The following is a 26,111-nucleotide window of genomic DNA, read 5'->3' as shown; positions in this document are numbered from 1 at the left end:
CCTGTATTTTATTTTCTACATTTAAAATGTGATTTAAATCCTAAAAGCGACAGTTTTTAAGTAACGACCTATCATTTACAGATTGAAAAACAAAATGATAAAGCATTGCAGTACTGATAAAATACTAAGTTGTTTTATGGGGATGAGTTAGAAAAATAATGAAAAAATTCAATCTAGATGTGCGTTATCCACATCATTTAAATGAAAATGACGCAGAACAATTTGGGAAAATGAATGGTATTGATGCCTTAATCAAATTTGATGGGATTAATTGGCGACAGCAACAAGTCCGACAGTTACAAATGGATGGAGCCAGTGCTAGTTTTACCGTGACAAATCAAATCAGTAAGCAGTCTTTACGTTTAACCTTAAATGGGTATTCAAAAACCAGTCAACTCGAATTTAAAATTGATAGTGATATACAAATTATTGTTCAACAGAAGGATTTATTTGGATTAATTACGCGTAAAACGAAAGACTATATTACGTTTAGACAACTGAGTTTAACGACAGTCAGAACATATCTGATTGATTTCTTAGACGGGCAAATTGAGGTTTTAGAGGAATATTATAAAAATAGTTTAAAAAAACCAATCAAATCTTGATTTTAATTAAATGTCATCAGAAAATTATCACAATAGGCAAGGATCTTGCCTTTTTTAACTTTAAAAGAATGGTAAATAAAATTTCCAATAAATCGCTATTTTTCGCAATAAAAAATCATAAATTTAGCTGATATAGTAAAAAATTCTCTCATTCAAACATTTAGCGAAAAATTTTCCTAAAAAATATAAAAATCAGTATTTCTTAGGGAAATAATTCCGAGCCTCTTTGATTAAAGTATATCTCAAGGGTGTGAAAGGGATCGAAAAGAGTAGCATGCACCGAAACGTATAACGTTAGTGTGTACTCACCCAAAAGGTCTCGATTCGGCTTAGGACGCTATAGATCACAAGTTTATAGGCATAAGGTTATGACTTACAAAGTCATGGTTGTTGAAGTAAACCACACACGTTTTCCCTCACACCCTAAAAAATTTTTAACAGAATAAAAAATAAGACTAAAATAAATAAAATTTAAAAAAGAAGACAAAAATATGAATTATCCAATGCTTAGCCAGTTTTTAATTTATTCACTGATGATGAACTATATGATTCTATTTCTATGGTTTTTTATTTTTATCTACGCACGTAACTTTCTAAAAAAATTGCATAGCCAATGGTTCAATCTATCGGATCAGACTTTTGATACTATTCATTATTCAGGTATGGCCATGTATAAAATTGCTATTTTACTGTTGAATTTAGTGCCATTTATTGCGATTGTGTTGATTCAAAAAACTTAAATACGAATTACTGAATAAAAAAGTTAATATCATAATTCGCGTAAAGAGAGCACTTATGGATGGCAAATACGAAAGTCATATTTGTATAGTATGTAAAAAGAAATTTCCTAGAAAAAAACTTATTGTAGGCGGCACGATCCGTGAAGTGATTGCTCAAGAAATTTTACAAGATTTCCCAGAATGGTCATCGATGAGCTATATTTGCCAAACAGACTTGAGTAAATACCGAATTCAATATGTCCATTCATTATTAAAGTCTGAAAAAGGTGAGCTAAGCAACTTAGACTGTGAAGTTTTGGAGAGCTTACGGCATCATGACCTGATTACCAAAGATATTGATGTTGAAGTTGAGCAGAAGTGGTCTTTTGGCGAGCGCTTGGCAGATAAAATTGCATCATTTGGAGGGAGTTGGTCATTTTTGATTTGTTTTGCTATTTTTTTGGTGATTTGGATTGTGGTGAATACCGTGGTAATGGTTACACATCCCGCTGATCCTTATCCGTTTATTCTTTTAAATTTAATTTTGTCCTGTATCGCAGCCATTCAAGCCCCTGTGATTATGATGAGTCAAAATCGACAAGAAGCCAAAGATCGATTACGTTCTCAGAATGACTATCAAATTAATTTAAAAGCGGAACTTGAAATTCGGCATTTACATGAAAAATTAGATCATCTGTTATCAAATCAGTGGGATCGGCTCGCACAGATACAAGAAATCCAAATTGACTTGCTCTCCGAAATGACGAAGAAGCACTAAATTTGAGAGGTCAAATGAATAGTTTGATTTCGCAGAGTGACCGCTCAAAGTATGCAAAATTTCATGTTGTTGACACGGTAGAGTTACATTGTTATTTTGCGCTGAATGTCTCGCTATAATTTTAAATTTTATGTCTGCTCGTGACAACTTTATTTATATGCCACCACTGGAACCGCTGTTTATTGTCTATGAGGATAATGATTTAGTGGTGATTGAAAAGCCCGCCGGTTTGTTGTCTGTTCCAGGGCGTTTGCCTGAGCATCATGATAGTGCTTATTTTCGGGTTCTAGAACAATATCCCAATGCTAAAATTACGCATCGTTTAGATATGGCGACTTCAGGTCTTCTGATGTTTGCAAAACATCGTGATGCAGAAGTCGCGATGAGTAAAATGTTCCAAGCGCGGACGGTAAAGAAACATTATATTGCATTAGTGCAAGGGAAATTAGAGCTTGAGGGCAGTGTGGATGTTCCACTTCTCACGGATTGGGAAAATCGTCCTCGTCAGATAGTACATTTTGAACTGGGTAAGTCTGCTAAAACGTTGTATCAAGCACTTTCATATCATGAAGTGGATGATATTACACGGGTCTTATTGACCCCTATTACAGGTCGTTCGCATCAGCTACGTGTGCATATGCAATATATTGGCCATCCGATTACGGGCGATAAATATTATCATCCTGAGTATCAAAAAACGCCCTTAAAGCGCATGGCTTTACATGCCAGTTATTTAGCATTTAAACAGCCGCTGAGTAGAATGGATGTCGAGATAAAGGGAAATGTACCTTTTTAAGCCAACTTAACCGCGTTGGCTAGGTTAATATACGCAGTATCTTGATTGAAAAAAGCATTTATTGCTGCGGAATAATGAAATGAGTTTACTAATTAAACGTTTATATGCTGTAGGCACCAAAGGGAAAGCCAAAGATAAAATCTTTGAAGCAAAAAGAAATTCGTTGGAAAAATTTGTATTAAATATAAAAAAAGTAGCGGATTCAGAAAATCCAACCGATAAGGCAGTCACCAAAGTATTTGTTGATACTTTAGATGAAGCTTATGCGTTATTAAGCCAAGATAATGGTCACTTACTGAATTTAACCAGTCAGGATGGGCAACGCGCTTTACATGAGTTATCTAAAGTGAAAGTCGAATACTTTTAATGCGATGCAAGTTTACTGACTTGACCTTCAAACTGAAACAAAACTGAGCTAAGCTACCATCTATGGTATAAAGCAAAAGAAAGATAATAAGGATCTCCCATGACACGTAATTTTGAACAATTCCCAGACGATGACAACGGTAACGTACTTTGGCAAATGGCTGAAGATGGTGATGATTTAACCGAAGCACATGAAATTGAATTTTCAATTGCATTCCAAAGTGAAGAACTTGCAGAAAAATGTGCACTTTATCTTTTGAAAGAAGAGCAAAAAATTAGTCTGTTTGAAGATGAAGAATCAGATATTAATGAATGGATCATCACTGTCTATATCTATATGGAACCTGAGTATTCAGATATCGTAGATTTAGAAGAGTGGTTCACGACCATTGCAAAACAACACGGCGGTGAATACGACGGTTGGGGTTGTATGGCTTATGTTTATGATGATGAAGAGATTGAAGAAGAGTAATTAATCTCTCCTCAATTGAAACTAAAAAAGCATGCCAAAAGGTATGCTTTTTTTGATCACAATAAAAATTGAGCATACAAACAAATACAAAAATAAATGAAGACCGTCGTACACTAGAATATCAAAAAACAATAACTCTGCTGGCAAATAAAAATGACCAATACCATAAGATTACATCGTATATTTAGTGCACCGCCTGAACGTGTGTATCGCGCTTTTTTAGACCCTGATGCATTGGTAAAATGGATGGCTCCACACGGCTTTACTGCCAAAGTAGATCACTTAAATGCCCATGTAGGTGGTAGCTATAAAATGTCATTCACTAATTTTTCTACGGGCTCAACTCATGCTTTTGGAGGAACCTATATTGAACTGATTCCCAATCAACGCATTCGTTATACTGACCAATTTGATGATCCAAATTTGATTGGTCAAGTTGAAATGAGCATTGAGCTTAAAGCGGTTTTGATGGGGACAGAAGTCAATATTATCCAATCTGGTTTGCCTGATGTAATTCCCATTGAAGCTTGTTATTTAGGCTGGCAAGAATCTTTACAGTTGTTGGCTCTATTGGTTAATCCAAGCATTCCAGATCAATAAAATATAAAAATATGTTTTGTTCGAGTCGATTGAATTTGTGGGGGGATTGGCTCGGATGCTATATAACCAAAGATCATAAAAAGGAGCATCGTGCTAGATGATAAATACTGAACAAATTCAAAAATTAGAGCAGAAAGCTCGAACAGCAATATTATCTGCATATCAGCAGGATGCTGATGAAAATCAAGTGCACTTATATGTAGAACATCATCTGGAAGAGCTTGAGCCAGATTATTGGGTGAACAATTTAGGTACAGCAATACCTCAACCTGTACAGGTTTTAAATATTTTGGAAGTGAGTCCTTATGTGGATTGGATGCCGGAAGAGGATGAAAATTATCGGATAGATTTCACTCTGCCAGAAGATGTGACGCAATATGTTTTGTGTGTTGAGTTGGATCGTCATGAGACATTCGTCGGAATCTTAATGGAAAGCTAATAGATACAAAAAATAGATAATCTATGAATATTTATATGAAACGTATTTATACCACAGCATCTGAAACGGATGCTCAATGTATTTTGGTTGATCGGCTTTGGCTATGAGATATTAAAAAAGAGGATGTCCAAATAGCCCTCTGGGCAAGGGAGGTCATGCCATCCAATCAATGCACTACGCAAGTGCTACTATGAAGGTGTTGATACGTGGCGGGATGATTTTCAACACGACTCTCAAATGATAGTTAGCAACACATACAAGCCAGATTTAAGAGCTGCAGAAGCTTCTTGCTAAGCAGGAGATATTACCTTAATTACTGTAGCTAAGCATGAAGTGCATAATTATGTAGTTGTACTTAAACAGCCGTTGGAAGCAGATGATATTTAAGGCCATAATTGATTGTTCAATCAAACATATTTAACTATAAAGTTAAAACCCTTATAGAAAATAAGGTATTTAACTTTATGAAAAAAAGATAAAAATGTTATAGTTAATTTTTTGTTTTCCTTATTTTTGAGGTTTTTATGTCTTTACCCAATTGCCCCAAATGCAACTCTGAATATACTTATACCGATGGTGATTTACTGATTTGCCCAGAATGCTCGCATGAATGGAAAGAAAGTGAAATTAAGGCTGAAGACACCATAATAATTAAAGACTCTAATGGTAATATCCTAAGCGATGGCGATACGGTGACAGTGATTAAAGATTTGAAAATTAAAGGCTCTTCATCTGTGGTGAAAGTGGGCACAAAAGCGAAAAATATTCGCTTATTGCCAGACGCGAATGATGGTCATGATATTGATTGTAAAGTAGATGGTTTTGGCCCAATGAAACTCAAGTCAGAATTTGTAAAAAAAGCTTAGTAATTAAATTTTAGCACTTGTCCTGAATCTAATGTTTGGGTTAAGGACAAGTTTTACAATGTAAATATTCTTAAAAATTACATATACAAAAGAATTAAAAAATAAGCTTTTTAAAGTGGGTAAAGTCATTTATATTTTATAATTGAAGCATAATTTTTATTCACAACAACGCTGTATATCAACAAGAATGGACAATAACGAGAGGTTTGAAAATGTCAGGCACTTATGAAATTAGTAAAGCAAAAGATGGGCAATATCGTTTCGTTTTAAAAGCTGGTAATGGTGAAGTCATTCTGACCAGCGAGTTGTATAAAGCCAAAGCCTCAGCTCACAATGGTATTGAGTCGGTTCAAAAAAATAGCCCAGACGATGCACACTATGAGCGTTTAGAAGCAAAAAACGGTAAGCCATATTTTAATTTAAAAGCACTCAATCATCAAATTATTGGAACGAGTCAACTCTATTCAAGTGAGGCTGCACGCGATCATGGTATTGAGTCGGTGAAAATAAATGGGCCTACAGATAAAATCAAAGATTTAAGCCTAGAATCGTAATCTAAAGATTTATTCAGAAGCATGTGAAAACATGCTTTTTTATATTCAGCATCATATTTTTATTGAAAAATAAAACTGTTATAAAACAGCCTATTTAAATAAGGAGCCAAGCTTAAGCTACGATCGAACTAATGATACTGGAGAGTGTATGCATAAAGTTAAAATAGGAATCAGCATCGGTGTAGTGGTCTGTTTGGTGATGTTCTTTGCTTCACCTTATTGGATGCTTTATCAAATTAACCAAGCGATAAAACACAACCAAGCTAGCGAAATATCAAAATATATTGATTTTCCAAGTGTCAGAGCCAGTTTAAAACCGCAAGTGGATACATTATTCAGGCAAAAAATTGGCATAGAGCATATTGATCATCCTTTGGCAATTTATGCGACTCGATTGACGAGCCAACTCTCTGAACAGATTGTTGATACTGCGGTTACCCCACAAAGTATTGCGTTGTTGATGCAAGGAAAGCAGCTGAAAGAATCGATTGAACTGCCTAAACTGGATCGATATCAATGGGCGTATAATCTCATTTTTCAGCAAAAAAATCCGCAGCAAATTATTCATTCTGATGTGCTCAGTCCCGAATCTTTGCATGCGCAAGCAGAGACCACACCAGCGCAATATCAGGCTCATTATGTTTCTTTAAGCACTTTTGAAGTCGTTGTACCCACGGTCGATGCAAAAAAAACTCGCTTTATCTTTCGAAGATATGGCATGCATTGGAAATTGGTCAAAATTGACTTGAGCGAGGTACTTCTGAATTTCTGATTTATTTTAACTTCTTATAAGAATAAATATTTTGTAACAGAAATGCGATGCAATTTAATTAACATTAATACAATAAAGTGATAAATTCATCACATAAAAATAAATGAAGGTTCATATCATGTCTATTCAGATTGATGGGAATACTGAAGTTGCTCAAGAGGTACTGCATCAAATTGAGCTATGGGATCAAGCTGTAGTTGGTAAACATATAGAAGATTTAGTGGATCAATGTGCCAACGATGTCAGTCTATTTGATGTCAGCTCTCAGCTTGAAGGTGTAGAAGCATATAAAACAGAATGGGATAAGCTTAGCCCTTACTTTAACGATGATATGCATATTACACGACGAGATATTAAGCTCTATACATCAGAAGATTTAGCTATTTTACATTGTTACTCTAAAGTCGAAAATACCGCACTAAAAGCTAAATTACAGATGCCTTGGTGTAGAACAACCTTATGTCTGCAAAAAAAAGATGGGCAATGGCGTGTGGTACATCAACATATTTCCATGCCAATTAACATGATGACGGGTAAAGCGGTTATGTTAAAAGTCAAACCAAAACTTAGATTAGTTGTTTAAAGGTACAATAAAAAAGTCTTGTTGTTACAAGGCTTTTTTATTGCAGAAAAGAAAGGCGCATATTCAAAAAACATTCGAGATGACTTGTTTATTGGTCTTATTTTTGAAAAAATCCATTTAATAAAATAAAGAATATCTTCATCATGCCCAATCCCTTTTTCGCTCCACATGAGTGGCTCAAACCATTATCTCCTCGAAATCCTCACGAATCTCACAGAGTTGCTACATCCTTAGAATTGCTTTTTGATTTGATTTTTGTCGTCGCAATTGCAACGGCAGGACAGCAATTTCATCATAGTATGATCGAAAATCACATTGCTGCGGGTCTAAGTAATTATCTGATGGTGTTCTTTGCACTGTGGTGGGCATGGATGAATTTTACTTGGTTCGCCTCCGCTTATGATAATGATGATGCGTTTTACCGGATCATGACCTTTGTGCAAATTATTGGATCCTTGGTCATTGCCGCAGGAATTCCAGCCGTTTTTCATAAGCATGATTTTGATGTGATTATTATTGGCTATGTAATTATGCGACTTGGCTTAGTTACACAGTGGTTACGCGTCGCAAAGAATGATCCTGAGCGGAGAACAACCGCATTACGCTATACATTTGGAATCATTGTTGTGCAGATGGCTTGGCTACTCATGCATTTTACACCAATTAATTTTTCGGTTTATCTGTTTGTTTTATTGGTTGTAGCTGAATTAATTGTTCCTGTATGGGCTGAGTCGCATCAGATGACACCATGGCATCCCCATCATATTGCGGAACGTTATGCCTTACTCACGATTATTGTATTGGGTGAGTCTATTGTTGGGAGCTATGCTGCGATTGCGGATGCACTACAAAACCAACTTTTCAGTATTGAGTTATTATTTCTGATGGTGGGTGGATTAGCCATCATGTTTACCATGTGGTGGGCCTATTTTGATCATGAAGTGGCAGAACGTTTAAATAGTCGTAAGCGGGCTTTTACTTGGGGATATGGGCATTTTTTTATCTTTATTAGTATCGCGGCGATTGGTGCCAGTCTTGCTGCTTCAGTTGATGTTACTGTGGGACATGCTGAAATCTCGGATCAACTTGCAGGCTATTTAGTGGCAATACCATTGGTTATTTATACCACTGCATTATGGATCTTGCATGAAGCACATCATTTACATGGTATTAAAAAATGGTTGTATCCACTGACCACCATTATTGTGTTATGTATTCCAATGTTTGCAGTGGATATTGGTTATAGCGTTTGTGCCATGGCATTGGTATATGCATTGCGGTTGATTTTTTCAAAATGCTATTTAGCACGTTAATTGAGGTTTCGTATGGAATTTAATGATTTATATCGTCTGAGTTCTCATGCGGTGATTAGCAATGCTTGTGGACAAGTTTTATTACTTAAAGCAACTTATGCTGCTGGTTCATGGGGTTTGCCTGGTGGTGGTCTCGATATGGGGGAAACTATTCGTGATGCGTTGCTTCGTGAGTGTCGAGAAGAAATGGCTTGTGATATACAGATTGATTATTTATCTGGTGTCTATTTTCATTCGGTGGTGACTTCACATGTATTTATTTTCCGTTGTCATTTAGCTGAAAATGCTCAAATACATTTAAGTAACGAGCATTCAGAATATCGATGGTTTAATTTGGAAGACCTCTCAGCGATTCAGAGAACACGGGTTGAGGATTGCTTAAATTTCAACGGGGATATTATTAGTCGTCATTTTTAAAGATTAAAAACTGGGCTTAGCTTCTTGAAGGTAATCTATTTGATTTAGTTCAATATATATTCCATTCGATAGAATGAGCTATATTTTTAAAAGTTTTGAGTAAATGAAGAAACCTTTGAACTTGATAAATCAAAGGCTTCGTTTTAATTTGAATCGTTTAACGTTGTAATTGCACTTTTTCGATAATTTCATCTAACTTTTTCAGGCGTTTAATTTCATCCCACAAAACTTTGGCTTCAGGATAGTGCTTAGACATCATGCCCACCCATTGTTTATACCGTCCCACCATATTAATTTCTTTTTTATAAGGGCCACTTAAAAAACGAACTTGAAGTACTAATAGTTCATTCCATCTCATCAGTGGTTCATCTGTATTTTGACGAATACATTGGGTTAAATCTGGTGTAGTCACTGCACCGCGACCAATCATTAAATCGTCACAACCAGATTCTAAACGACATTGTTTAGCATCGGTATTGGTCCAGATTTCACCATTAGCAATCACATTAATTGTCAGTGCTTCACGAATGGGTTGTAACTGATCCCAAAATGCAGGTGGGGTATAACCTTCGGCCTTGGTGCGCGCATGTACTGTCACCCAAGCAGCACCAGCATCTTGAATGGCATGGGCATTTTCTAGCGTAAAGTTTCGATCCATATATCCAAGGCGCATTTTTGCTGAAACAGGAATATGGCTCGGAACAGCCTCGCGAACAGCCTTGATCAGTTGGTAAACCACTTCAGGTTCATCTAGTAGCACAGAGCCACCACGGTGGCGGTTGACGGTTTTGGCGGGACAACCAAAGTTCATATCAATTGCTGGCGCACCCAGCTCTACTGCTTTAACCGCATTAGCTGCTAAAATTTCAGGATTATTTCCTAAAAATTGCACATGTACTGGCGTACCAGATGCAGTTTTACCATCATGCAATAATTCGGGACAATAGTTATGATACACATGATCAGGGAGTACTGAATCAGTGACACGAATAAACTCGGTTACACACCAATCAAAGCTGCCGACATGTGTAAGTACATCACGCATGATAGGATCGGTTAAGCCTTCCATGGGCGCGAGGATGAGTTTCAACGTGATATTACCTAATGATAGAAAACCTGCGTTATACGCATTTTGTAGAATATTGTCTAGTTTTTAAATGCTTCCCACACTCACTTTGAAAAGGTGAGTTCAAAAGAAAGGATGAAAACTATCGATGTAAAATCATCTCTAAAACAAACTTGCTCCCAATAAAACCGACTGCCAATAAAAAGAAGCCAAGTAGGGTAAATCGAATCGCTTTTTGTCCACGCCAACCAAATTTACAGTGACCAATGAGCAATGCACCATAAACAAACCAAGAAACAATACTAAAGGCTGTTTTGTGGGCTAAATGTTGAGCAAAGAAATTATCAATGGTAAAAAATCCAAAGCCTAAAGCCAATGTAAGCAGTGCAAAACCTGTAATCAAGATATCAAATAAGAGCGATTCCATGGCTTGAAGTGGAGGCAAGAAATTGAACCAAATTCGATTTTTTTGTTTTTTCTTTAGCTCTCGGTTTTGAAACCAGAGGAGGACAGCATGGATAGTTGCCATCAGTAACACAGCATAAGCAGATAAAGACAAAATAATATGAATGTCTAAACCTAGAGAGTGTTGTTCGATAAATTGATTGGCTTTACTAAAGCTAAATCCTAAAATCAGTCCCAATGCAGCAACAGGGATTCCAATCAGGTTTAAAGAAGCGACAGGTCGATAGGTACTATACAACAGACTCAATAACAGCATTAAGGCTGATGTAAATGACATTAAATTAAATACATCATAGTTAATGCCTTGTGGCGTAACCATGTCGATATATAATACACTTGCATGTAAAATCAGTCCTAAACTTGAAATGACAGCAATAAACCACGGGTTTGACGGACGCTTAGACATTAAGTGCATAAACAAATACCAAAAAGAAGTGGTATAGGCAATTAATGCTAAAATCGTGTAAACCAAGGGCAGGCTAATCATGTCAAACCTTTTTCAGGATGATGAATATTCATGTTATGAGATATAAATTCCATGCGAACTAAAGTATCCTATAGCATCTTATGCATAAATTTTCTATTTTAAGAAAGATTTTTTTGCAACAACCATTTTAAGCGGATTTTGCAATGTTTGATACCTTAACAGAACGACTCACGCAGAGTTTAAGAAATGTTACTGGCTCAGGGCAACTGACCGAAGACAATATTAAAGACACCCTACGTGAAGTGCGTATGGCACTGCTTGAAGCCGATGTTGCTTTGCCTGTAACTCGTGAGTTTATCGCGAAAGTTAAGGAAGAGGCATTGGGTCAAGAAGTCATGACTCAGCTTTCACCTGGGCAAGCGTTTGTAAAAATCGTCCATGACGAACTCACCAAAATGATGGGTGAGGCGAATGAAAGCCTAGATTTAGCGGCGAAACCACCAGTAGTGATTCTGCTTGCAGGCTTGCAAGGTGCGGGTAAAACCACAACTGCCGCGAAGCTTGCACGCTTCTTAAAAGAACGTCAAAAGAAAAAAGTAGCGATGGTTTCTGCCGATGTCTATCGTCCTGCAGCCATTAAACAGTTACAAACTGTGTCAGGCGAAGTCGGTGCTATTTTCTTAGAATCTAGTGCTGATGAAAAGCCAATAAGCATTGTCACACGTGCCATTGAACAAGCAAAAATTCAGTTTGCTGATGTCTTAATTGTCGATACTGCGGGTCGTTTACATGTCGATGAAGACATGATGGACGAAATTAAAGCATTACATGCTGCGATTAATCCGACTGAAACATTATTCGTAGTCGATGCCATGACTGGGCAGGATGCAGCCAATACTGCCAAAGCCTTTAATGATGCTTTGCCATTAACGGGTGTAATTCTAACTAAAACGGATGGCGATGCCCGTGGTGGTGCTGCACTTTCAGTGCGTGCGATTACTGGTAAGCCAATTAAATTCTTAGGCATGGGTGAAAAACTCGATGCTTTAGAGCCATTCCATCCTGAGCGTATAGCACAACGTATTTTAGGCATGGGTGATGTACTTTCTTTAGTCGAAGAAGTTGAACGTAAAATCGACAAAGAAAAAGCTGAAAAAATGGCGAAAAAATTGCAAAAAGGCGGAAGCTTCAATTTTGAAGATATGCTGATGCAATTTGAACAAATGAATAATATGGGCGGCATGATGGGCTTCTTAGACAAGTTGCCAGGCATGAGTAATTCAGGGATTCAAGATGCGATTGCGCAAGCGAACCCTGAAAAGCAAGTGAAAAAAATGGAAGCGATTATCCAATCGATGACCATTAAAGAGCGCCGTAACCCAGACTTGATGAACCCAAGTCGTAAAAAACGTATTGCAGCTGGCTGTGGTATGGAAGTGACCGAAGTCAATAAACTCATTAAACAACATAGCCAAATGGCGAAAATGATGAAAAAATTTGCTAACCCATCGGGTATGGCAAAAATGATGCGTTCATTGGGTGGTATGCAAAAACAATTCGGCGGTGGTGGGGGTATGGGACCATTGTTCGGTGGAAATAATAAGAAGTAATCACTTCTATTGTTGACTTAAAAAAAGATGCGCTAATCGCATCTTTTTTATATCTGGATGATTTTGATGACTGGATTATTTCAGTTTTAATCAAAATTATATCTTTTGGTTTTTAATATAAAGCTGTAAACCCTTGAGCAATAAATCAGTTTCAATACTCGGACTAAATTCTGGTAAAAATTTGGCAAATAATATTGAGTCACCACCAGTCAGAATTAATTGGCGAGGAGACTGCTGCATGACTTGACGTATGGTACTGACTAGGCCTAACAAAATACCGTGATGCACGGCATCAATCGTATTCCTTCCAGGATTTAGTTCAGAAAAGGCCACATCTGGAATTTTAATACCTTTGGTATTTTGAATGAGTGAATCTCTTTGTAAATAAAGATTCGGTAGGATATAGCCACCCAAATGTTGTAAACCTGCTGTTAAATCGATCGTTAATGCAGTACCACAGCTAATGATGCATAGGTTTTGCTCTGCCTCTGCGACGGCCAAAACTTGCAACCAGCGATCAATACCGAGTTGATCAACCTGATCATAGCCACAAATTAAACCTGAATATTCTGCATGGACTTTGGCAAACGTTACGGGAATATCCAGTAAGCCTAAAATTTGAATAATACGATCATTGTTTTTTTGATCTTGAACTGAAGAAATACCGACACGATGTAAATCTAAACTTTTAAAATGTTGAATCAAGCCTAGTAATAAATCTGCGGGGGATTGCAAGTGCATTTCTGCCACATGTTCCAATACCCCACCATTTTCAGTGATCCAGTATTTAAGACGCGTATTACCAATATCTAGCCATAATTCTTTCATTTCAGTGCCTTTTACTTCTTGGTCTAATCACAATATTAATCGGCTAAACGTAAACGTCCTTGATAGACATTCACCAAACCTTGAGCTGTTTCTAAATTGACAGAACCATCATCGGAAATACCTCTGAAAACTCCCGATATAGGGCCTTTCACTTGTTCAAAATGAACATTCTGATCCATAAAAGCAGCATAGTGATTAAAACGTGCAGCTAAATTATAACAGCCATGGTCAAACCATTGCCCAGCTTGCTGAATGGCTAAATATATTTCACTAATTATTTGAATACGGTTGGGGTATTGCACTCCTAATTGCATTACGGACGTGGTTTGTTGATCAATTTGATCTGGTGGTAATGGCATTAGATTGAGACCAATTCCGACAATCGCTTGATGCGGAGAAATTGGTTCAACTAAAATTCCTCCCCATTTCCCTTGTGGGCTATATAGGTCATTTGGCCATTTGATTTGTAAGTGCTTGAGTGCTTTTAGACTTGGACTTTGTAGTACATTTAAACCAATTTCTAAAGCTAACCGGCCATCTAAGGCAGTTCGTGTTTCGAGTAATGTGCTCAAATAAATATTACCGACGGGAGAGATCCATGTACGTTGGTGTTGACCGCGTCCTTGGGTCTGCATTTCACTACAGACCAAAATGGTTTTGATACCATTTTGTGCAATTTCTCGCACATCATCATTGGTCGAAGTGGTGCTTTGTTTTAGCAACAGGACTTCGGGAAGTTGCTGTGCATTACTTAATAATTGTCGAAGATGACGAGTCTCTAAATCCATGTTAAAGCGGAGAAGGATAGGGAAGATTTGTGGAGTTAATCATATATTTGGCTATTGGTGCAATCGCTAGATGTATACCATAAGGATGTGCTACCGATCGTAAATAATATTTATGCATTTTAAATATTTAAACTAACGATAAGGTACTGAGTTTATTTATAATAGTTAGATTTTTACAAATTATAATCTAAATCTAAAAGTATGAAAAATAATTCTTAAATAGAGAAAATATTAAAAAAAATACACTTAGATCAGTAAAAGATTCGCTTTTTATATGGTTGGCAGATAGCTAAAAAATAGAATGTCCCAATAGACAATATTTTCAATATATAGGAAATACATTGCAAAAAATGACATTAATATATAAAATTGTGAATTGTTTATCATTTTTTATGCTTAGGGTGTTTTGTCTTGCTAAAAATTATAAGTGTTAGTGCAGTTGCTATTATTCTTACGGCTTGTAGTATGTCTTCAAATTATAAAAGACCTGTAAATTTACTTTTTCAAGAAAAAAGTGCAGAAAAAAATCAGGTTATCCATGTTAAAAGAGATAAAAAACTATGTGGTGAAGATTCTGCTAAGCAGCAAGAATGTCCAATCAGTTTTTATGTGGATGATTTTAAGGCCGGAACATTTTATATAAACAATCAAGCGAACTATAACTTATATCCAAATACTTATACTTTAAAAGTAAAAAACTGTACTGCCAAATGTGATAGCCATGAAATTGATATCAAAATTGATGATGAGCTAACCAATCGTGAATTCATTCTTTCAGTAGATAAAGACGGTAAGCCTTTTATTATCCATATGGATACATTGCAATCTCAGTAAAAAATTCAAGCAATTACATCTATTCTATCTATAAGTATGATTAACCTGTCCATAGATACTCTTTTAAAACTGAAAAGATTGATCTATGGATAACTGTTGTCAAAAAATTGTTTATACACTTCAAAAGCATTACTAAAAACTCAGTTTATAAAGCAAATTCAAACAAAGCTCAGTTTTGTAATAAATGGCTGTTTGAGAATTTTGCTATGCAAATTTTTGAAGAAATGCTTGTAGGTAGATAGTCGTGTAACTGCTGAAATTACTGATATTCGTAAAATTTAAAAATAGATCATTTTGTACGAATTAAAGTTTAAGGTAAGAATCCATGACAAAATTTACGGTTATAGAAAAAGACTCACTACAGAAAGCTGAATTTGATAGCTCTCAACTGGTTTTGAGTGAAGCATCAATTATTCATACCAAACTGCATCGTGATGATGTCGCAGAGTTTAGCCAGCAAGGCACAACGTTGGTAATTCACCTTAAAAATGGCGAAGTTGTAATTATTGAAAATTTCTTTAAAAATTATGAAGATGGCTTGGTTTCTGATCTTGTTTTTGAAGAAGATAATTGTGTATTACTCTGGCTTGATGGTGTTTCTTCATTTAAGGAAATAGCTGGTCTCGAAGCATTATTGCCTGCGACTAGCTCAAGTTTAGGTGGTTTACCTTGGATTATTGGCGGAGTTGTGGGTGGAGCAGTTATAGGTGGTGTTATTACTGCGAATAAAGATGACCATAAATCTCCAGATATAGATCGAGTAGATGGTGCGATTACGGTGAAGGTCGATACACACGGTCAAATTACTGGTGCTACAACGGATGTCGCTGCAGGTTCCAAAGTCACGATTCAGATTACCGGCCAAACAGCAGAGGGTCAGCCACTCACAGCAACCGTAGAAACCACGGTCAATCCAGATGGCAGTTATACGGCAGACGTTCCAACGACGTTTGCGGATGGCGATTTGACGCTAACGGCAATCACCACAGACCGCAATGGTAAGCCAGTCGATGCAACAGATAGCTTGGGTCGAATAAAAACAGATGATCCGAGCACAGCAGAAGATGAAAGCAAAGGCCTAGATCGAGTAGATGGTGCGATTACGGTGAAGGTCGATACACACGGTCAAATTACTGGTGCTACAACGGATGTCGCTGCAGGTTCCAAAGTCACGATTCAGATTACAGGCCAAACAGCAGAGGGTCAGCCACTCACAGCAACCGTAGAAACCACGGTCAATCCAGATGGCAGTTATACGGCAGACGTTCCAGCGACGTTTGCGGATGGTGATTTGACACTAACGGCAATAACTACAGATCGCAATGGCAAGCCAGTCGATGCAACAGACAGCTTGGGTCGAATAAAAACAGATGATCCGAGCACAGCAGAAGATGAAAGCAAAGGCCTAGATCGAGTAGATGGTGCGATTACGGTGAAGGTCGATACACACGGTCAAATTACTGGTGCTACAACGGATGTCGCTGCAGGTTCCAAAGTCACGATTCAGATTACAGGCCAAACAGCAGAGGGTCAGCCACTCACAGCAACCGTAGAAACCACTGTCAATCCAGATGGCAGTTATACGGCAGACGTTCCAGCGACGTTTGCAGATGGTGATTTGACGCTAACGGCAATAACCACAGATCGCAATGGCAAGCCAGTTGATGCAACAGATAGCTTGGGTCGAATAAAAACAGATGATCCGAGCACACCAGAAGATGAAAGCAAAGGCCTAGATCGAGTAGATGGTGCGATTACGGTGAAGGTCGATACACACGGTCAGATTACTGGTGGTACAACGGATGTCGCTGCGGGTTCCAAAGTCACGATTCAGATTACAGGCCAAACAGCAGAGGGTCAGCCACTCACAGCAACCGTAGAAACCACTGTCAATCCAGATGGCAGTTATACGGCAGACGTTCCAGCGACGTTTGCAGATGGTGATTTGACGCTAACGGCAATAACCACAGATCGCAATGGCAAGCCAGTTGATGCAACAGATAGCTTGGGTCGAATAAAAACAGATGATCCGAGCACACCAGAAGATGAAAGCAAAGGCCTAGATCGGGAGCTTAATGTTAAGATTACTGGTTATGAGGATAATGTCGTTGGTGGTAAGACTGGCGTCATTCATCATGGGGAATTAACCAACGATAATAAACCAACTATTACTGGTACAACCCATAATGTACTTGAAGGTTCTATTCTCGTGGTAAAAGACCAACATGGGAATGAGATTGGTCGTACAACGGTTGGTTTAAATGGTGCTTGGGCTTTAGCTGAAACACAGCTAAAAAGACCTTTAGTTGATGGTGATAACAAACTGATAGCAACAGTTGTGGATGCAAATGATAAGGTTCTGTCCACATCAGAAACTACTTATGATGTAAAAGTGGATACAGTTACTAATGCTGGAAAACCAACCTATCAAACTGATACGAATGGACAAACAACGGTTAAGACCCAAATAAACCCAGATGATATTGATACTACAGATTTGACGAGTGTGAAACTGGTTGATGAAGATGGGAATGCTTTGGGGGGAACAGTTCATATTGATAACAGTGGTAATGTGATCTTTACTGGCGTTATTTTAAATGGAAAAGTACCTTCGATTCAGGTCATAGATAAAGCTGGTAATACAGATATCAAAGTTGCTGCAAATGTAACACCTGAATTAAATGTAGAGTCAAATGGTAATAATACTATTATTGGTGGAGCGGGCGATGATGTGCTTGTTGGTGACCGTGGTGGTGTAAAAACTAACTTTGTGAATGGCAAAGATTATAATGTTGCGTTGATTTTAGATACATCAGGAAGTATGTATTATCCGCTAAATTCTCAGAGTGCTGAAACGCGAATGAGTATTGCGAAAGAAGGTATAAAGCTTTTTCTTGATCAAATTGCAGGTAATGCTGGTACAACCAATTTTACATTGATAACCTTTGATTATGCTGCGAAGAGTTATGGCAGTTTTGTGGTCACACAGAATAATTTAAATGAAATTTTTAATATCATTGATAGTATTCCACAAGAAAATCAAGGAACATCTCCTGAAGCTGGCTTTGCGGAAGCACATAAATGGTTTACTCAACATAATAATGGTTTTGAAAATCAAACCTATTATATTACCGATGGTGATCCGAGTGATAAATCAGATGCTGCATGGAAAAATCGAGATGATAAATTTAAGCTCATAGCAGAAGAAAGTAAGGTATTTTCTGTTGGGTTAGGTGAAGTCGATCTAGCCAATGTTAAAAGATATGACAATACCGATGATAATGGTCATAAAATTGACAACTGGAGTCCTACTAATACAGGATCAACACAAGTATTAGAGACTAAAGAAGCATTAATTTCTTATATGATTGGTGGATCGAAAAACTTTGAACCTATAGCGGTAGGTGATGATATTGTTGAAGGCGGTGCAGGCAATGATATTCTGTTTGGCGATTCAGTAAATACAGATCATTTAACATGGATAGGCCGCGATGTCCTTAAAAATCCACAGTATTCTGGTTATTCCACGTTAGTCGATTATCTAAAAGCAGAAGTAACGGGTGGGATAGCACCAACTGAGCAACAAGTATATGGCTACCTAAAAGAACACTTTCGAGACTTTATTGCCGCTGATGCTGCTGACCCTACAACGAAAGGTGGGAATGATACGATTAAAGGGGGTGATGGAGATGACATTATTATTGCAGGTGCCGGTGATGATATTGTCGAAGGAGGAGCTGGTGATGATATCATTTCAACTGGACGTGGTAATGACACGCTTATTTATAATGTATTAGATGCTGTCGATGCAACGGCTGGAAATGGTAAAGATACCTGGGTTGACTATGAAGCAAATGATAAAATTAAGTTTGATAAAGACTTCTTTGTAGGCTTGCTAGAAGATCAGAGCAATATCAGTGAGTATATTAAACTGGATAATGATAATCATGGTAATGTTGTGATGAAAGTTGATCGTGATGGTAAAGTCGGTGATACACATGCTTGGAGTGATCTACTTCTAATTGAAAAGCAAGGTAATTTGAACTTAGATGATTTACTTCATAATGGTCAAATTATTATTGGCTAACTTAATAAATTTATATTGATACATATAATAAAAAGCCAATTGATACGTCAATTGGCTTTTTATATTTGTGAAGGAAAAAATTTGTTTTTTAGAAATAATACTTAAAATCAGCAGTTTATTGTGTGGATCTAAGCTCTTGTATAAATGTCTTTTTAGTAATAACGAGTGTAGTAAAAAATAAATGTATTCTGAATGCTGATATAAAATAAGACTATAAATTGGAAGTGAATATTTACTTGGCAACGCTAAGAATTAAGATACTGGCATATTAATTTTAAGACCATTTGGCAGAGAGATTTTGATGGGGCTTGATAGTCTAATGTTGTATTTAAGAAGTATAAATCTATAATATTCGTGAATTTTAGATGCAGAAAATCTACATGATATGGCGCATAAATATCACAAGTTGCATTAAAACTTAATGGTGATTTGAAAGTTAGGAAGTTCTAGTGGTTATACTAGTTTAGCGAGAAAACTAGATGTAAGAAATATTGCATCAGGATAGATAGGTTATAAAGTTTAATTTGAATCTGAAAAAAATGAGGGAACATTTGTGGAGTTAATTATATATTTAGCGATTGGTGCACTCGCTGGATTTGCAGCTGGATTATTTGGTGTGGGTGGTGGATTAATTATTGTCCCAATTTTATATGTGGTTTTTACGCATATGGGCTACGACTCCAGCATTATTATGCATCTGGCATTGGGAACTTCGCTTGCCACAATTATTGTGACATCTATTAGTTCTGTAACTGCGCATCATAAAAAAGGGGCGGTATTATGGCCTGTGTTTAAGAATCTTGCACCAGGCTTAGTGATTGGATCTTTTATTGGTGCGGGAATTGCCGGTATTCTTTCAGGTTCAAATTTGCAACTGATTATTGGTATATTTGCCATTTGGGTGGCCTTTAAAATGTTTAAAGGTGCCCATGTTGCAGTGGATGAATCCAAACATTTACCAACAGTACCGATGCAACTTTTGGCTGGCGGAGGAATTGGGATGGCATCGGCAATTTTTGGGATCGGTGGTGGTAGCCTGACAGTGCCTTATTTAAATAAAAATGGGGTGGTGATGCAGAAAGCTGTAGCGACTTCAGCGGCTTGTGGCTTACCGATTGCAATAGCTGGTGCAATAGGATTTATGTTTTTTGGTGCGCAAGAACATGTTGAAATCAAAAATGCGATTGGCTATGTGCATATTTATGCCTTTATCGGGATTAGTATTATGAGTTTTATTACCGCGAAACTCGGTGCCAAAGTGGCACATGCACTATCTGCGGTGATGTTAAAAAAATGTTTTGCTTGTTTACTGACGGTCATTGGTCTTTATTTCACTTATCAAGGGATTATGTCTTAAGGTTGAGAACAATCGGACTCAGTAAGACAAACCAATTGACATAAAATTTAAAAAATTGTCTGACAATGACATAGTCAAACCGTGCTTCGATCAGTTAAAAACATCATAATTGATCGAAGCACGGTCATAATAAAAAACAAGACAGGATATCTATGCAAGTGGATGAAGTAGAGAGCCTATCAGAACAAATCGCCAAACATATAAGTGAACAAATTATCAGTGGTGAGTTGGTCGAAGGTGAGAGAATACAAGAATTACGTATCGCCAAAGAAATGGATGTAAGCCGTGGTTCTGTGCGTGAAGCGTTGCTATTATTAGAGCGGACCCGTCTAATTGAAATATATCCGCGTCGTGGTGCGATTGTTTCGGAAATGTCTGCACAACAAGTTCGTGCCTTATTTGAGACCAGCGCTTTATTTTTGGGGCAAATTGTACAGCGCATGAGTGAGACGTGGCGCAGTCATGAAGCGGAAGCCTTACAACAATTACTTGATTTTCTGATTGAGCAAGTCAAGCAAGGCAATACTGAAAAATTTTATGATGCAATTTTTCACTTTTTATCTGAACAGCAAGAGATGGTCGCAAATTCATATTTAATGAAATTTTATCAAGAATTACTTCCATCTATCCGTCGCAGTTATTTTTTAACCTTAAATACTTCACGGCGTGAGCTACAAGAAGCTTTAGAACTGATAAAATTGGTGATCGATGCAATTTTAATCCGAAAATCACAACAAGCTACTTTATTTATGGAAGATTTTTGTCGACACTTGCGCAATCTCGTGTTGGAATCACTGACACGAATGAAACAAATTGAATTAGCTTGGGCGCGTAGATCGCGTCGATAATTAGGACACTATGCGATTAAGCAGCTTAAAACTTTCTGGCTTTAAATCATTTGCCGATAGTACAACATTACAATTTAAACAAAATCGTACCGCAGTGGTTGGGCCAAACGGTTGTGGAAAATCGAATGTCATTGATGCCATTCGTTGGGTTATGGGAGAGTCCAGTGCGCGGCAATTGCGCGGTGGCAGTATGCAGGATGTTATTTTTACAGGAACGGTCAAGCGAAAACCTGTGGGGATGGCCAGTGTAGAACTACGCTTTGAAAATACTTATGGCAAGTTGGGTGGTACATATAAGGCCTACACAGAGCTTGCTGTACGGCGCCAAGTGACCCGAGATGGAAGGTCAGAATATTTTCTGAATGGTACTAAGTGTCGTCGTCGTGATATTACCGATATTTTCTTAGGTACAGGTTTAGGGCCACGTTCTTACTCGATTATTGAGCAGGGCATGATTAATCGTTTAGTCGATGCCAAGCCAGAAGAGATGCGTATCTTTATTGAAGAAGCTGCAGGTGTATCGCGTTATCAAGCCCGTCGTCGGGAAACGCTGCAACATTTAGAACATACGTCACAAAATTTGGATCGTTTACAAGATATTGCTTCTGAACTTAAGTCACAACTGAAAACCTTAAAGCGTCAGTCTGAAACAGCCGTTCAATATAAAACATTAGAAACTGAAATTCGGACGCTTAAAATTGAAACTTTATCTTTTCAATGTGAACAAAGTAGTCGTTTGCAGGAAGAATATACTGTTCAGATGACAGAGTTGGGTGAGCATTTTAAACTGGTTCGCTCTGATATGACCACGCTGGAACATGATTTAAGCTCGACCAGTGAATTGTTTCAACGTTTGATTCAGCAATCCACACCTTTACAAAATGAGTGGCAGCAGGCAGAAAAAAAGTTATCTGAATTGCAGATGACCTTGCAACAAAAGCAAACCTTATTTCAGCAAAATACAGAAATTTTAGGGCAGCTGGAACAACAGAAAATTCAAACTAAAGAACGAATTCAGTTGATAGATCTACAATTGGAAACATTGCAAAGTCAGTTGGAAGTGCAGAATGAAGCATTCACTCATGCTGAAGCAGATATTCAGCAACGTAACCAGAGTCTGATCGATTTAAAATCACAACAGCTACATGCTCAACAACAATTTGAACAGATCAAAGTTCAAGTTGAAAAGCAACAGCAGCAAAAAGTACAGATGCAGACCCAAATTGAACAGTTGGCCAAGAATGTTGCGCGGATTGAACAGCAAAAAGAAATTTTAAAAACTCAAGCTACGCAGATTCAACACCAGTTTCACCAAGATGATGTGCTGCAACTGCAACAAGATCAAGCCAAAGCACAGCATGAAATTGTTCAACTTGAACAGAAAATGAGTGAGTCGAAAATCCAGTTAGAATTGGCTCAAGCACAGATTACCCAACAAAAAATGCAGATTTCAACCTTAAAATCTGAAGTTCAAATTTTGCAATCTGAACAAAAAAATTTAAATCAGCTTATGGCCAAAAATACGGTCAAAGTAGATGCCAATGCGGTACAATTGCTGCATGTCTTACAATTGAGCCAATTAGGCAAAATACATGCCCATTTAGTTGAAACATTTTTAGCGAAATGGTTGGCTGCACATCTGGTTGATGACATATCGTCATTTACAGATGGCTTGGCTCGTCAATTAAATCCAGTCACAAATATTACATCAATTCAAATCGAAGGCTTAAGCTGTTTGGCAGATTGGATCGAATCTCCGCAATCTTCTTTGTGGAGTGAAGTTGCTATTGCAGAAAATTTACCACAGGCACTGACAATGCAGTCGAAACTGCAAATTGGTCAATCTATCCTGAGTTTGGATGGTTATCAGGTGGGGCCAGATTGGGTCATCGGATTATTCTTTGATGAAGCGAGTCAGGCGGCACAAGGTGCATTGAGCCATCGTATTCGTTTAGAAGAAATTGAAAGTTCACTTACAAGATTAAATACGAAGTTGATGAATGCGGAAGCTCAACTTCCAAATTTACAAAAATATTTTGCTGATTTACAAGAGCGTTTGCATGTCGATCAGGAAAGACTAAAAACACAACAAAAACAGTTACAGCAATTGGATCTTCAATTTGCCAAACAACAAGCTGCAGCTCAGGCATTTGACCTACAAAAAGTACAGCTTAGTGATCAATTACAGCAGCTTGATGTGCAACTTGAAGAAGATGCCATGCAAAAGGATGATGTCGAAATTGATTTACATGCTTTAATGTTAAAGTTAGAGCAGAACTTACCTGAATATAAGACTTGGCAATATAAATTAGATGAGTTAAGTGAACGGGTTGATGAGCTGCAACAACAGTTCATCTTAAAGCAACATGAGCTGGAAGCGGCGCGTCGTTTGATTGTACAGAGTCAGCAACAAGTTGAATTGTTGGAAAAAGATTTAACATTCATGCAGGCGCAATATCAGCAACTATTAAACCAAATAGATCAGGCTAAAAAATTTGTTGATCCGATACAGTTGGAATTACCAAGTTTAGAGTCACAATATATTGAGCAACAACAACAGACTGAAAAGCTGGAAAAAATGTGGGGTGATTGGCAAGTTGAATTGAACAGCATTCAAGCCAAGCAACAACAGCTCACAGAAATGCGTCATTTACATCAACAAAATGATGAGCAATTACGTAGTAAGCTTGAAGATAAACGGTTGGCTTGGCAAGCAGCTAAATCAGATTTGCAACATTATTCAGATCAACTTAATGCATTGAATAGTGAGATGAAATCAGGTCTGTTGATTGACTTAGCCAGTCATCAGCAAAGAATGGATCAAGCACAGCAACAATTTGAAAAATTGGGTGCGGTAAATTTAGTGGCTTCGCAAGAATATGTAGAAGTATCACAGCGTTTTGAAGAATTGAGTCATCAAATCCAAGATTTAGAAAATACTGTGGGGCAATTGAAAGATGCGATGCACAGCATTGATCAGGAAACCAAAAAACTGTTTATGAGTACCTTTGATCAGGTGAATGTTGAGCTGCAAAACTTATTTCCTAAAGTCTTTGAAGGTGGAGAAGCCAGTTTAAGTCTTGAAGGTGACTGGCAATCTGGGGTTAAACTGATGGCTCGTCCACCAGGAAAACGCAATAGTTCATTGGCTCTGCTTTCAGGTGGTGAAAAAGCATTAACAGCACTGGCTTTAGTGTTTGCCATCTTTCGATTAAATCCAGCACCATTTTGTGTATTAGATGAAGTGGATGCGCCTTTAGATGATGCTAATGTTGGACGTTTTTGCAATTTAGTAAAAGAATTATCCGAACAAGTACAATTTATTTATATTACCCATAATAAAGTTGCAATGACGATGGCTACAGATTTATTAGGTGTTACCATGCCTGAACCAGGTACATCAAAACTCGTCACTGTAAATTTAGAAGAGGCAAGAGAGTACGGTCTAACCGCGGAGTCTTAGTATGGAAATCACCACAATTATTGGAATTGTTGTTGCAGTTATTATTATTCTAGTTGGCTTAAGAATGGTCATGAGAAAGTCAAATGATGCAGCACCTTCATTAGAATCAGAACTACATGTTAATTCAGACAGTAATCTGCCTGTGATTCCGCGACATGTTCGTGATCAATTACAATCAGAAACTGAAACATCTGCAAATGTACAACGTGTAGAGCCACATTTAAATTCGCTGGCATCTGTCGATCTTGCTGAAGATGCAAAAGCAGCCCCAAAAGTGGAAGCTGAAGCATCAGTAACACAAGCTGCTGTAGCGACTGAAACAGCATCGGAATTAGCTTCCTCATTAGATACTCAGACACCTTCAACTATCAAGCAAGAACAACAAAATCAAATTCAAGCTGTGATTACTCAAGAGAAAATAGCTCCAACACAAATGGGTGCTGAAGTTAAACCTCCACAAGCAGATGCTGAATTTAATCTCAGTTCAAATGTTGAAACTGCTGAAATTAAAGAGTTTGATGAAGAAAGCAGTATTTTAGATGTGCATTTACATGAGCAACAACGTTTTGATGATGAATGCTCTTTGGCTAATGCTGAAAGCTTAATTGCTTTAAATGTTCATCCCAATCCACGTAAGGCATTATCGGGTGATAAAACACTTAAAGTTTTACTAAAATATGGTTTACGTTATGGTGAAATGTCATGTTTTCATCGTTATGAAAACATTGAAGAAGTCAGTCCACTCATGTTCTCTGTTCTGCGTTTGACAGATGAAGGCCCCGCTGGTTTTGATTTAGAGACGTTGTCTGGCGAACAAGTACAAGGCTTGGCATTTTTCTTGGCTTTACCACATGCAGATGTGCAAAAAGGTTTTGATACTATGGTTAGTATTGCGGGGCTGATTGCACGTGAAATAGATGGTACGGTTTATGATGAAAATAATTTAGAATTTACGCCACAATTGAAAGAACATTGGCGCCATAAGGCCATTGATTTTCGTTCAGGACAAGAAGTTTAAATGCGGAATCAAAATTGATTTATAATGAATTGAAATAATC

25 protein-coding genes are annotated in these 26,111 nt (G+C 37.5%); 21 read left to right on the top strand and 4 right to left on the bottom strand.

From position 1 onward, the window contains the following. Positions 1-158: 158 nt before the first annotated feature. From B9T27_RS05380 to B9T27_RS05315, 14 genes are all read left to right on the top strand, one after another. Positions 159-605: a hypothetical protein gene (locus B9T27_RS05380; protein WP_086205807.1), complete on the top strand. Its 447-nt coding sequence runs from the start codon at positions 159-161 to the stop codon at positions 603-605. A gap of 491 nt (positions 606-1,096) precedes the next feature. Further along, a complete protein-coding gene (locus B9T27_RS05375) occupies positions 1,097-1,345 on the top strand; it encodes a DUF6868 family protein (protein ID WP_086205806.1) in 249 nt (82 codons plus the stop codon). A gap of 55 nt (positions 1,346-1,400) precedes the next feature. Further along, positions 1,401-2,102, top strand: a complete 702-nt coding sequence (locus B9T27_RS05370) for a DUF1003 domain-containing protein (RefSeq protein WP_086205805.1) — start codon at positions 1,401-1,403, stop codon at positions 2,100-2,102. Between the two features lie 130 nt (positions 2,103-2,232). Then, positions 2,233-2,898, top strand: a complete 666-nt coding sequence (locus B9T27_RS05365; protein ID WP_086205804.1) for an RluA family pseudouridine synthase — start codon at positions 2,233-2,235, stop codon at positions 2,896-2,898. A gap of 79 nt (positions 2,899-2,977) precedes the next feature. Continuing rightward, positions 2,978-3,265, top strand: coding sequence for a hypothetical protein (locus tag B9T27_RS05360; protein ID WP_086205803.1), 288 nt, complete (start codon positions 2,978-2,980; stop codon positions 3,263-3,265). A gap of 99 nt (positions 3,266-3,364) precedes the next feature. Then, positions 3,365-3,736 carry a ribonuclease E inhibitor RraB gene (locus tag B9T27_RS05355; protein WP_086205802.1) on the top strand — a complete coding sequence of 124 codons (372 nt, stop codon included), beginning with the start codon at positions 3,365-3,367 and terminating at the stop codon, positions 3,734-3,736. A 153-nt stretch (positions 3,737-3,889) separates the two neighbouring features. Then, a complete protein-coding gene (locus B9T27_RS05350; RefSeq protein ID WP_086205801.1) occupies positions 3,890-4,336 on the top strand; it encodes an SRPBCC family protein in 447 nt (148 codons plus the stop codon). A 97-nt stretch (positions 4,337-4,433) separates the two neighbouring features. After that, complete coding sequence (locus B9T27_RS05345) at positions 4,434-4,775, top strand: DUF2004 domain-containing protein (RefSeq protein ID WP_086205800.1); 342 nt, start codon at positions 4,434-4,436, stop codon at positions 4,773-4,775. A 524-nt stretch (positions 4,776-5,299) separates the two neighbouring features. Beyond that, complete coding sequence (locus tag B9T27_RS05340; protein ID WP_086205799.1) at positions 5,300-5,641, top strand: zinc ribbon domain-containing protein YjdM; 342 nt, start codon at positions 5,300-5,302, stop codon at positions 5,639-5,641. Between the two features lie 212 nt (positions 5,642-5,853). Beyond that, a complete protein-coding gene (locus B9T27_RS05335; protein WP_086205798.1) occupies positions 5,854-6,195 on the top strand; it encodes a YegP family protein in 342 nt (113 codons plus the stop codon). A gap of 148 nt (positions 6,196-6,343) precedes the next feature. Next, on the top strand, positions 6,344-6,967 hold the full coding sequence (locus tag B9T27_RS05330) for a DUF2939 domain-containing protein (protein WP_086205797.1): 624 nt from the start codon (positions 6,344-6,346) through the stop codon (positions 6,965-6,967). 118 nt (positions 6,968-7,085) lie between these two features. Beyond that, positions 7,086-7,550, top strand: a complete 465-nt coding sequence (locus B9T27_RS05325) for a YybH family protein (protein ID WP_086205796.1) — start codon at positions 7,086-7,088, stop codon at positions 7,548-7,550. Between the two features lie 143 nt (positions 7,551-7,693). After that, entirely contained in the window at positions 7,694-8,863 is a 1,170-nt protein-coding gene (locus B9T27_RS05320; RefSeq protein WP_086205795.1) for a low temperature requirement protein A, read from the top strand. Between the two features lie 12 nt (positions 8,864-8,875). Then, positions 8,876-9,280, top strand: coding sequence for an NUDIX hydrolase (locus B9T27_RS05315; RefSeq protein ID WP_086205794.1), 405 nt, complete (start codon positions 8,876-8,878; stop codon positions 9,278-9,280). 157 nt (positions 9,281-9,437) lie between these two features. On the opposite strand, the gene B9T27_RS05310 is transcribed toward B9T27_RS05315, so the two are convergent. Together B9T27_RS05310 and B9T27_RS05305 are read right to left on the bottom strand one after the other, a co-directional pair. Beyond that, the gene (locus B9T27_RS05310; RefSeq protein ID WP_086205793.1) at positions 9,438-10,370 is read right to left on the bottom strand and encodes a tRNA-dihydrouridine synthase; all 933 of its coding nucleotides are present in this window, start codon (positions 10,368-10,370) and stop codon (positions 9,438-9,440) included. A 118-nt stretch (positions 10,371-10,488) separates the two neighbouring features. Beyond that, positions 10,489-11,298: a cytochrome C assembly family protein gene (locus tag B9T27_RS05305; RefSeq protein ID WP_086205792.1), complete on the bottom strand. Its 810-nt coding sequence runs from the start codon at positions 11,296-11,298 to the stop codon at positions 10,489-10,491. A 143-nt stretch (positions 11,299-11,441) separates the two neighbouring features. Here B9T27_RS05305 and ffh point away from each other — a divergent pair, with 143 nt between their 5' ends. Next, positions 11,442-12,848 (top strand): signal recognition particle protein, encoded by a 1,407-nt coding sequence (gene ffh, locus B9T27_RS05300; RefSeq protein WP_086205791.1) that lies wholly within the window; start codon positions 11,442-11,444, stop codon positions 12,846-12,848. A gap of 96 nt (positions 12,849-12,944) precedes the next feature. On the opposite strand, the gene B9T27_RS05295 is transcribed toward ffh, so the two are convergent. Next, a complete protein-coding gene (locus B9T27_RS05295; RefSeq protein ID WP_086205790.1) occupies positions 12,945-13,676 on the bottom strand; it encodes a type III pantothenate kinase in 732 nt (243 codons plus the stop codon). 35 nt (positions 13,677-13,711) lie between these two features. Continuing rightward, positions 13,712-14,464, bottom strand: coding sequence for a biotin--[acetyl-CoA-carboxylase] ligase (locus tag B9T27_RS05290; RefSeq protein ID WP_086205789.1), 753 nt, complete (start codon positions 14,462-14,464; stop codon positions 13,712-13,714). Positions 14,465-14,875: 411 nt separating this feature from the next. Between B9T27_RS05290 and B9T27_RS05285 the strand changes: the two genes are divergently transcribed. From B9T27_RS05285 to B9T27_RS05260, 6 genes are all read left to right on the top strand, one after another. After that, the gene (locus B9T27_RS05285; RefSeq protein WP_086205788.1) at positions 14,876-15,298 is read left to right on the top strand and encodes a hypothetical protein; all 423 of its coding nucleotides are present in this window, start codon (positions 14,876-14,878) and stop codon (positions 15,296-15,298) included. A 325-nt stretch (positions 15,299-15,623) separates the two neighbouring features. Continuing rightward, positions 15,624-19,385: a BapA/Bap/LapF family prefix-like domain-containing protein gene (locus tag B9T27_RS05280; RefSeq protein ID WP_086205787.1), complete on the top strand. Its 3,762-nt coding sequence runs from the start codon at positions 15,624-15,626 to the stop codon at positions 19,383-19,385. A gap of 553 nt (positions 19,386-19,938) precedes the next feature. Further along, entirely contained in the window at positions 19,939-20,742 is an 804-nt protein-coding gene (locus tag B9T27_RS05275; RefSeq protein ID WP_086205786.1) for a sulfite exporter TauE/SafE family protein, read from the top strand. Positions 20,743-20,894: 152 nt separating this feature from the next. Then, positions 20,895-21,590, top strand: coding sequence for a GntR family transcriptional regulator (locus B9T27_RS05270; RefSeq protein ID WP_086205785.1), 696 nt, complete (start codon positions 20,895-20,897; stop codon positions 21,588-21,590). A gap of 10 nt (positions 21,591-21,600) precedes the next feature. Then, positions 21,601-25,053 (top strand): chromosome segregation protein SMC, encoded by a 3,453-nt coding sequence (gene smc, locus B9T27_RS05265; protein ID WP_086205784.1) that lies wholly within the window; start codon positions 21,601-21,603, stop codon positions 25,051-25,053. A gap of 1 nt (position 25,054) precedes the next feature. Next, positions 25,055-26,071, top strand: a complete 1,017-nt coding sequence (locus B9T27_RS05260; protein ID WP_086205783.1) for a cell division protein ZipA C-terminal FtsZ-binding domain-containing protein — start codon at positions 25,055-25,057, stop codon at positions 26,069-26,071. The last annotated feature ends 40 nt before the right edge of the window (positions 26,072-26,111 follow it).

The organism is Acinetobacter sp. ANC 4648 (assembly GCF_002135345.1).
GTDB lineage: Bacteria > Pseudomonadota > Gammaproteobacteria > Pseudomonadales > Moraxellaceae > Acinetobacter.
The sequence above is the reverse complement of the archived record's forward strand: the minus strand, read 5'-3'. Positions and strand labels throughout refer to the sequence as shown.

What these genes read in the sequence shown, in the direction of transcription:
- B9T27_RS05380 (WP_086205807.1), top strand. Translation starts at nt 159, where the DNA reads ATGAAAAAATTCAATCTAGATGTGCGTTATCCACATCATTTAAATGAA.
- B9T27_RS05375 (WP_086205806.1), top strand. Translation starts at nt 1,097, where the DNA reads ATGAATTATCCAATGCTTAGCCAGTTTTTAATTTATTCACTGATGATG.
- B9T27_RS05370 (WP_086205805.1), top strand. Translation starts at nt 1,401, where the DNA reads ATGGATGGCAAATACGAAAGTCATATTTGTATAGTATGTAAAAAGAAA.
- B9T27_RS05365 (WP_086205804.1), top strand. Translation starts at nt 2,233, where the DNA reads ATGTCTGCTCGTGACAACTTTATTTATATGCCACCACTGGAACCGCTG.
- B9T27_RS05360 (WP_086205803.1), top strand. Translation starts at nt 2,978, where the DNA reads ATGAGTTTACTAATTAAACGTTTATATGCTGTAGGCACCAAAGGGAAA.
- B9T27_RS05355 (WP_086205802.1), top strand. Translation starts at nt 3,365, where the DNA reads ATGACACGTAATTTTGAACAATTCCCAGACGATGACAACGGTAACGTA.
- B9T27_RS05350 (WP_086205801.1), top strand. Translation starts at nt 3,890, where the DNA reads ATGACCAATACCATAAGATTACATCGTATATTTAGTGCACCGCCTGAA.
- B9T27_RS05345 (WP_086205800.1), top strand. Translation starts at nt 4,434, where the DNA reads ATGATAAATACTGAACAAATTCAAAAATTAGAGCAGAAAGCTCGAACA.
- B9T27_RS05340 (WP_086205799.1), top strand. Translation starts at nt 5,300, where the DNA reads ATGTCTTTACCCAATTGCCCCAAATGCAACTCTGAATATACTTATACC.
- B9T27_RS05335 (WP_086205798.1), top strand. Translation starts at nt 5,854, where the DNA reads ATGTCAGGCACTTATGAAATTAGTAAAGCAAAAGATGGGCAATATCGT.
- B9T27_RS05330 (WP_086205797.1), top strand. Translation starts at nt 6,344, where the DNA reads ATGCATAAAGTTAAAATAGGAATCAGCATCGGTGTAGTGGTCTGTTTG.
- B9T27_RS05325 (WP_086205796.1), top strand. Translation starts at nt 7,086, where the DNA reads ATGTCTATTCAGATTGATGGGAATACTGAAGTTGCTCAAGAGGTACTG.
- B9T27_RS05320 (WP_086205795.1), top strand. Translation starts at nt 7,694, where the DNA reads ATGCCCAATCCCTTTTTCGCTCCACATGAGTGGCTCAAACCATTATCT.
- B9T27_RS05315 (WP_086205794.1), top strand. Translation starts at nt 8,876, where the DNA reads ATGGAATTTAATGATTTATATCGTCTGAGTTCTCATGCGGTGATTAGC.
- B9T27_RS05305 (WP_086205792.1), bottom strand. Translation starts at nt 11,298, where the DNA reads ATGATTAGCCTGCCCTTGGTTTACACGATTTTAGCATTAATTGCCTAT.
- ffh (WP_086205791.1), top strand. Translation starts at nt 11,442, where the DNA reads ATGTTTGATACCTTAACAGAACGACTCACGCAGAGTTTAAGAAATGTT.
- B9T27_RS05295 (WP_086205790.1), bottom strand. Translation starts at nt 13,676, where the DNA reads ATGAAAGAATTATGGCTAGATATTGGTAATACGCGTCTTAAATACTGG.
- B9T27_RS05290 (WP_086205789.1), bottom strand. Translation starts at nt 14,464, where the DNA reads ATGGATTTAGAGACTCGTCATCTTCGACAATTATTAAGTAATGCACAG.
- B9T27_RS05280 (WP_086205787.1), top strand. Translation starts at nt 15,624, where the DNA reads ATGACAAAATTTACGGTTATAGAAAAAGACTCACTACAGAAAGCTGAA.
- B9T27_RS05270 (WP_086205785.1), top strand. Translation starts at nt 20,895, where the DNA reads ATGCAAGTGGATGAAGTAGAGAGCCTATCAGAACAAATCGCCAAACAT.
- smc (WP_086205784.1), top strand. Translation starts at nt 21,601, where the DNA reads ATGCGATTAAGCAGCTTAAAACTTTCTGGCTTTAAATCATTTGCCGAT.
- B9T27_RS05260 (WP_086205783.1), top strand. Translation starts at nt 25,055, where the DNA reads ATGGAAATCACCACAATTATTGGAATTGTTGTTGCAGTTATTATTATT.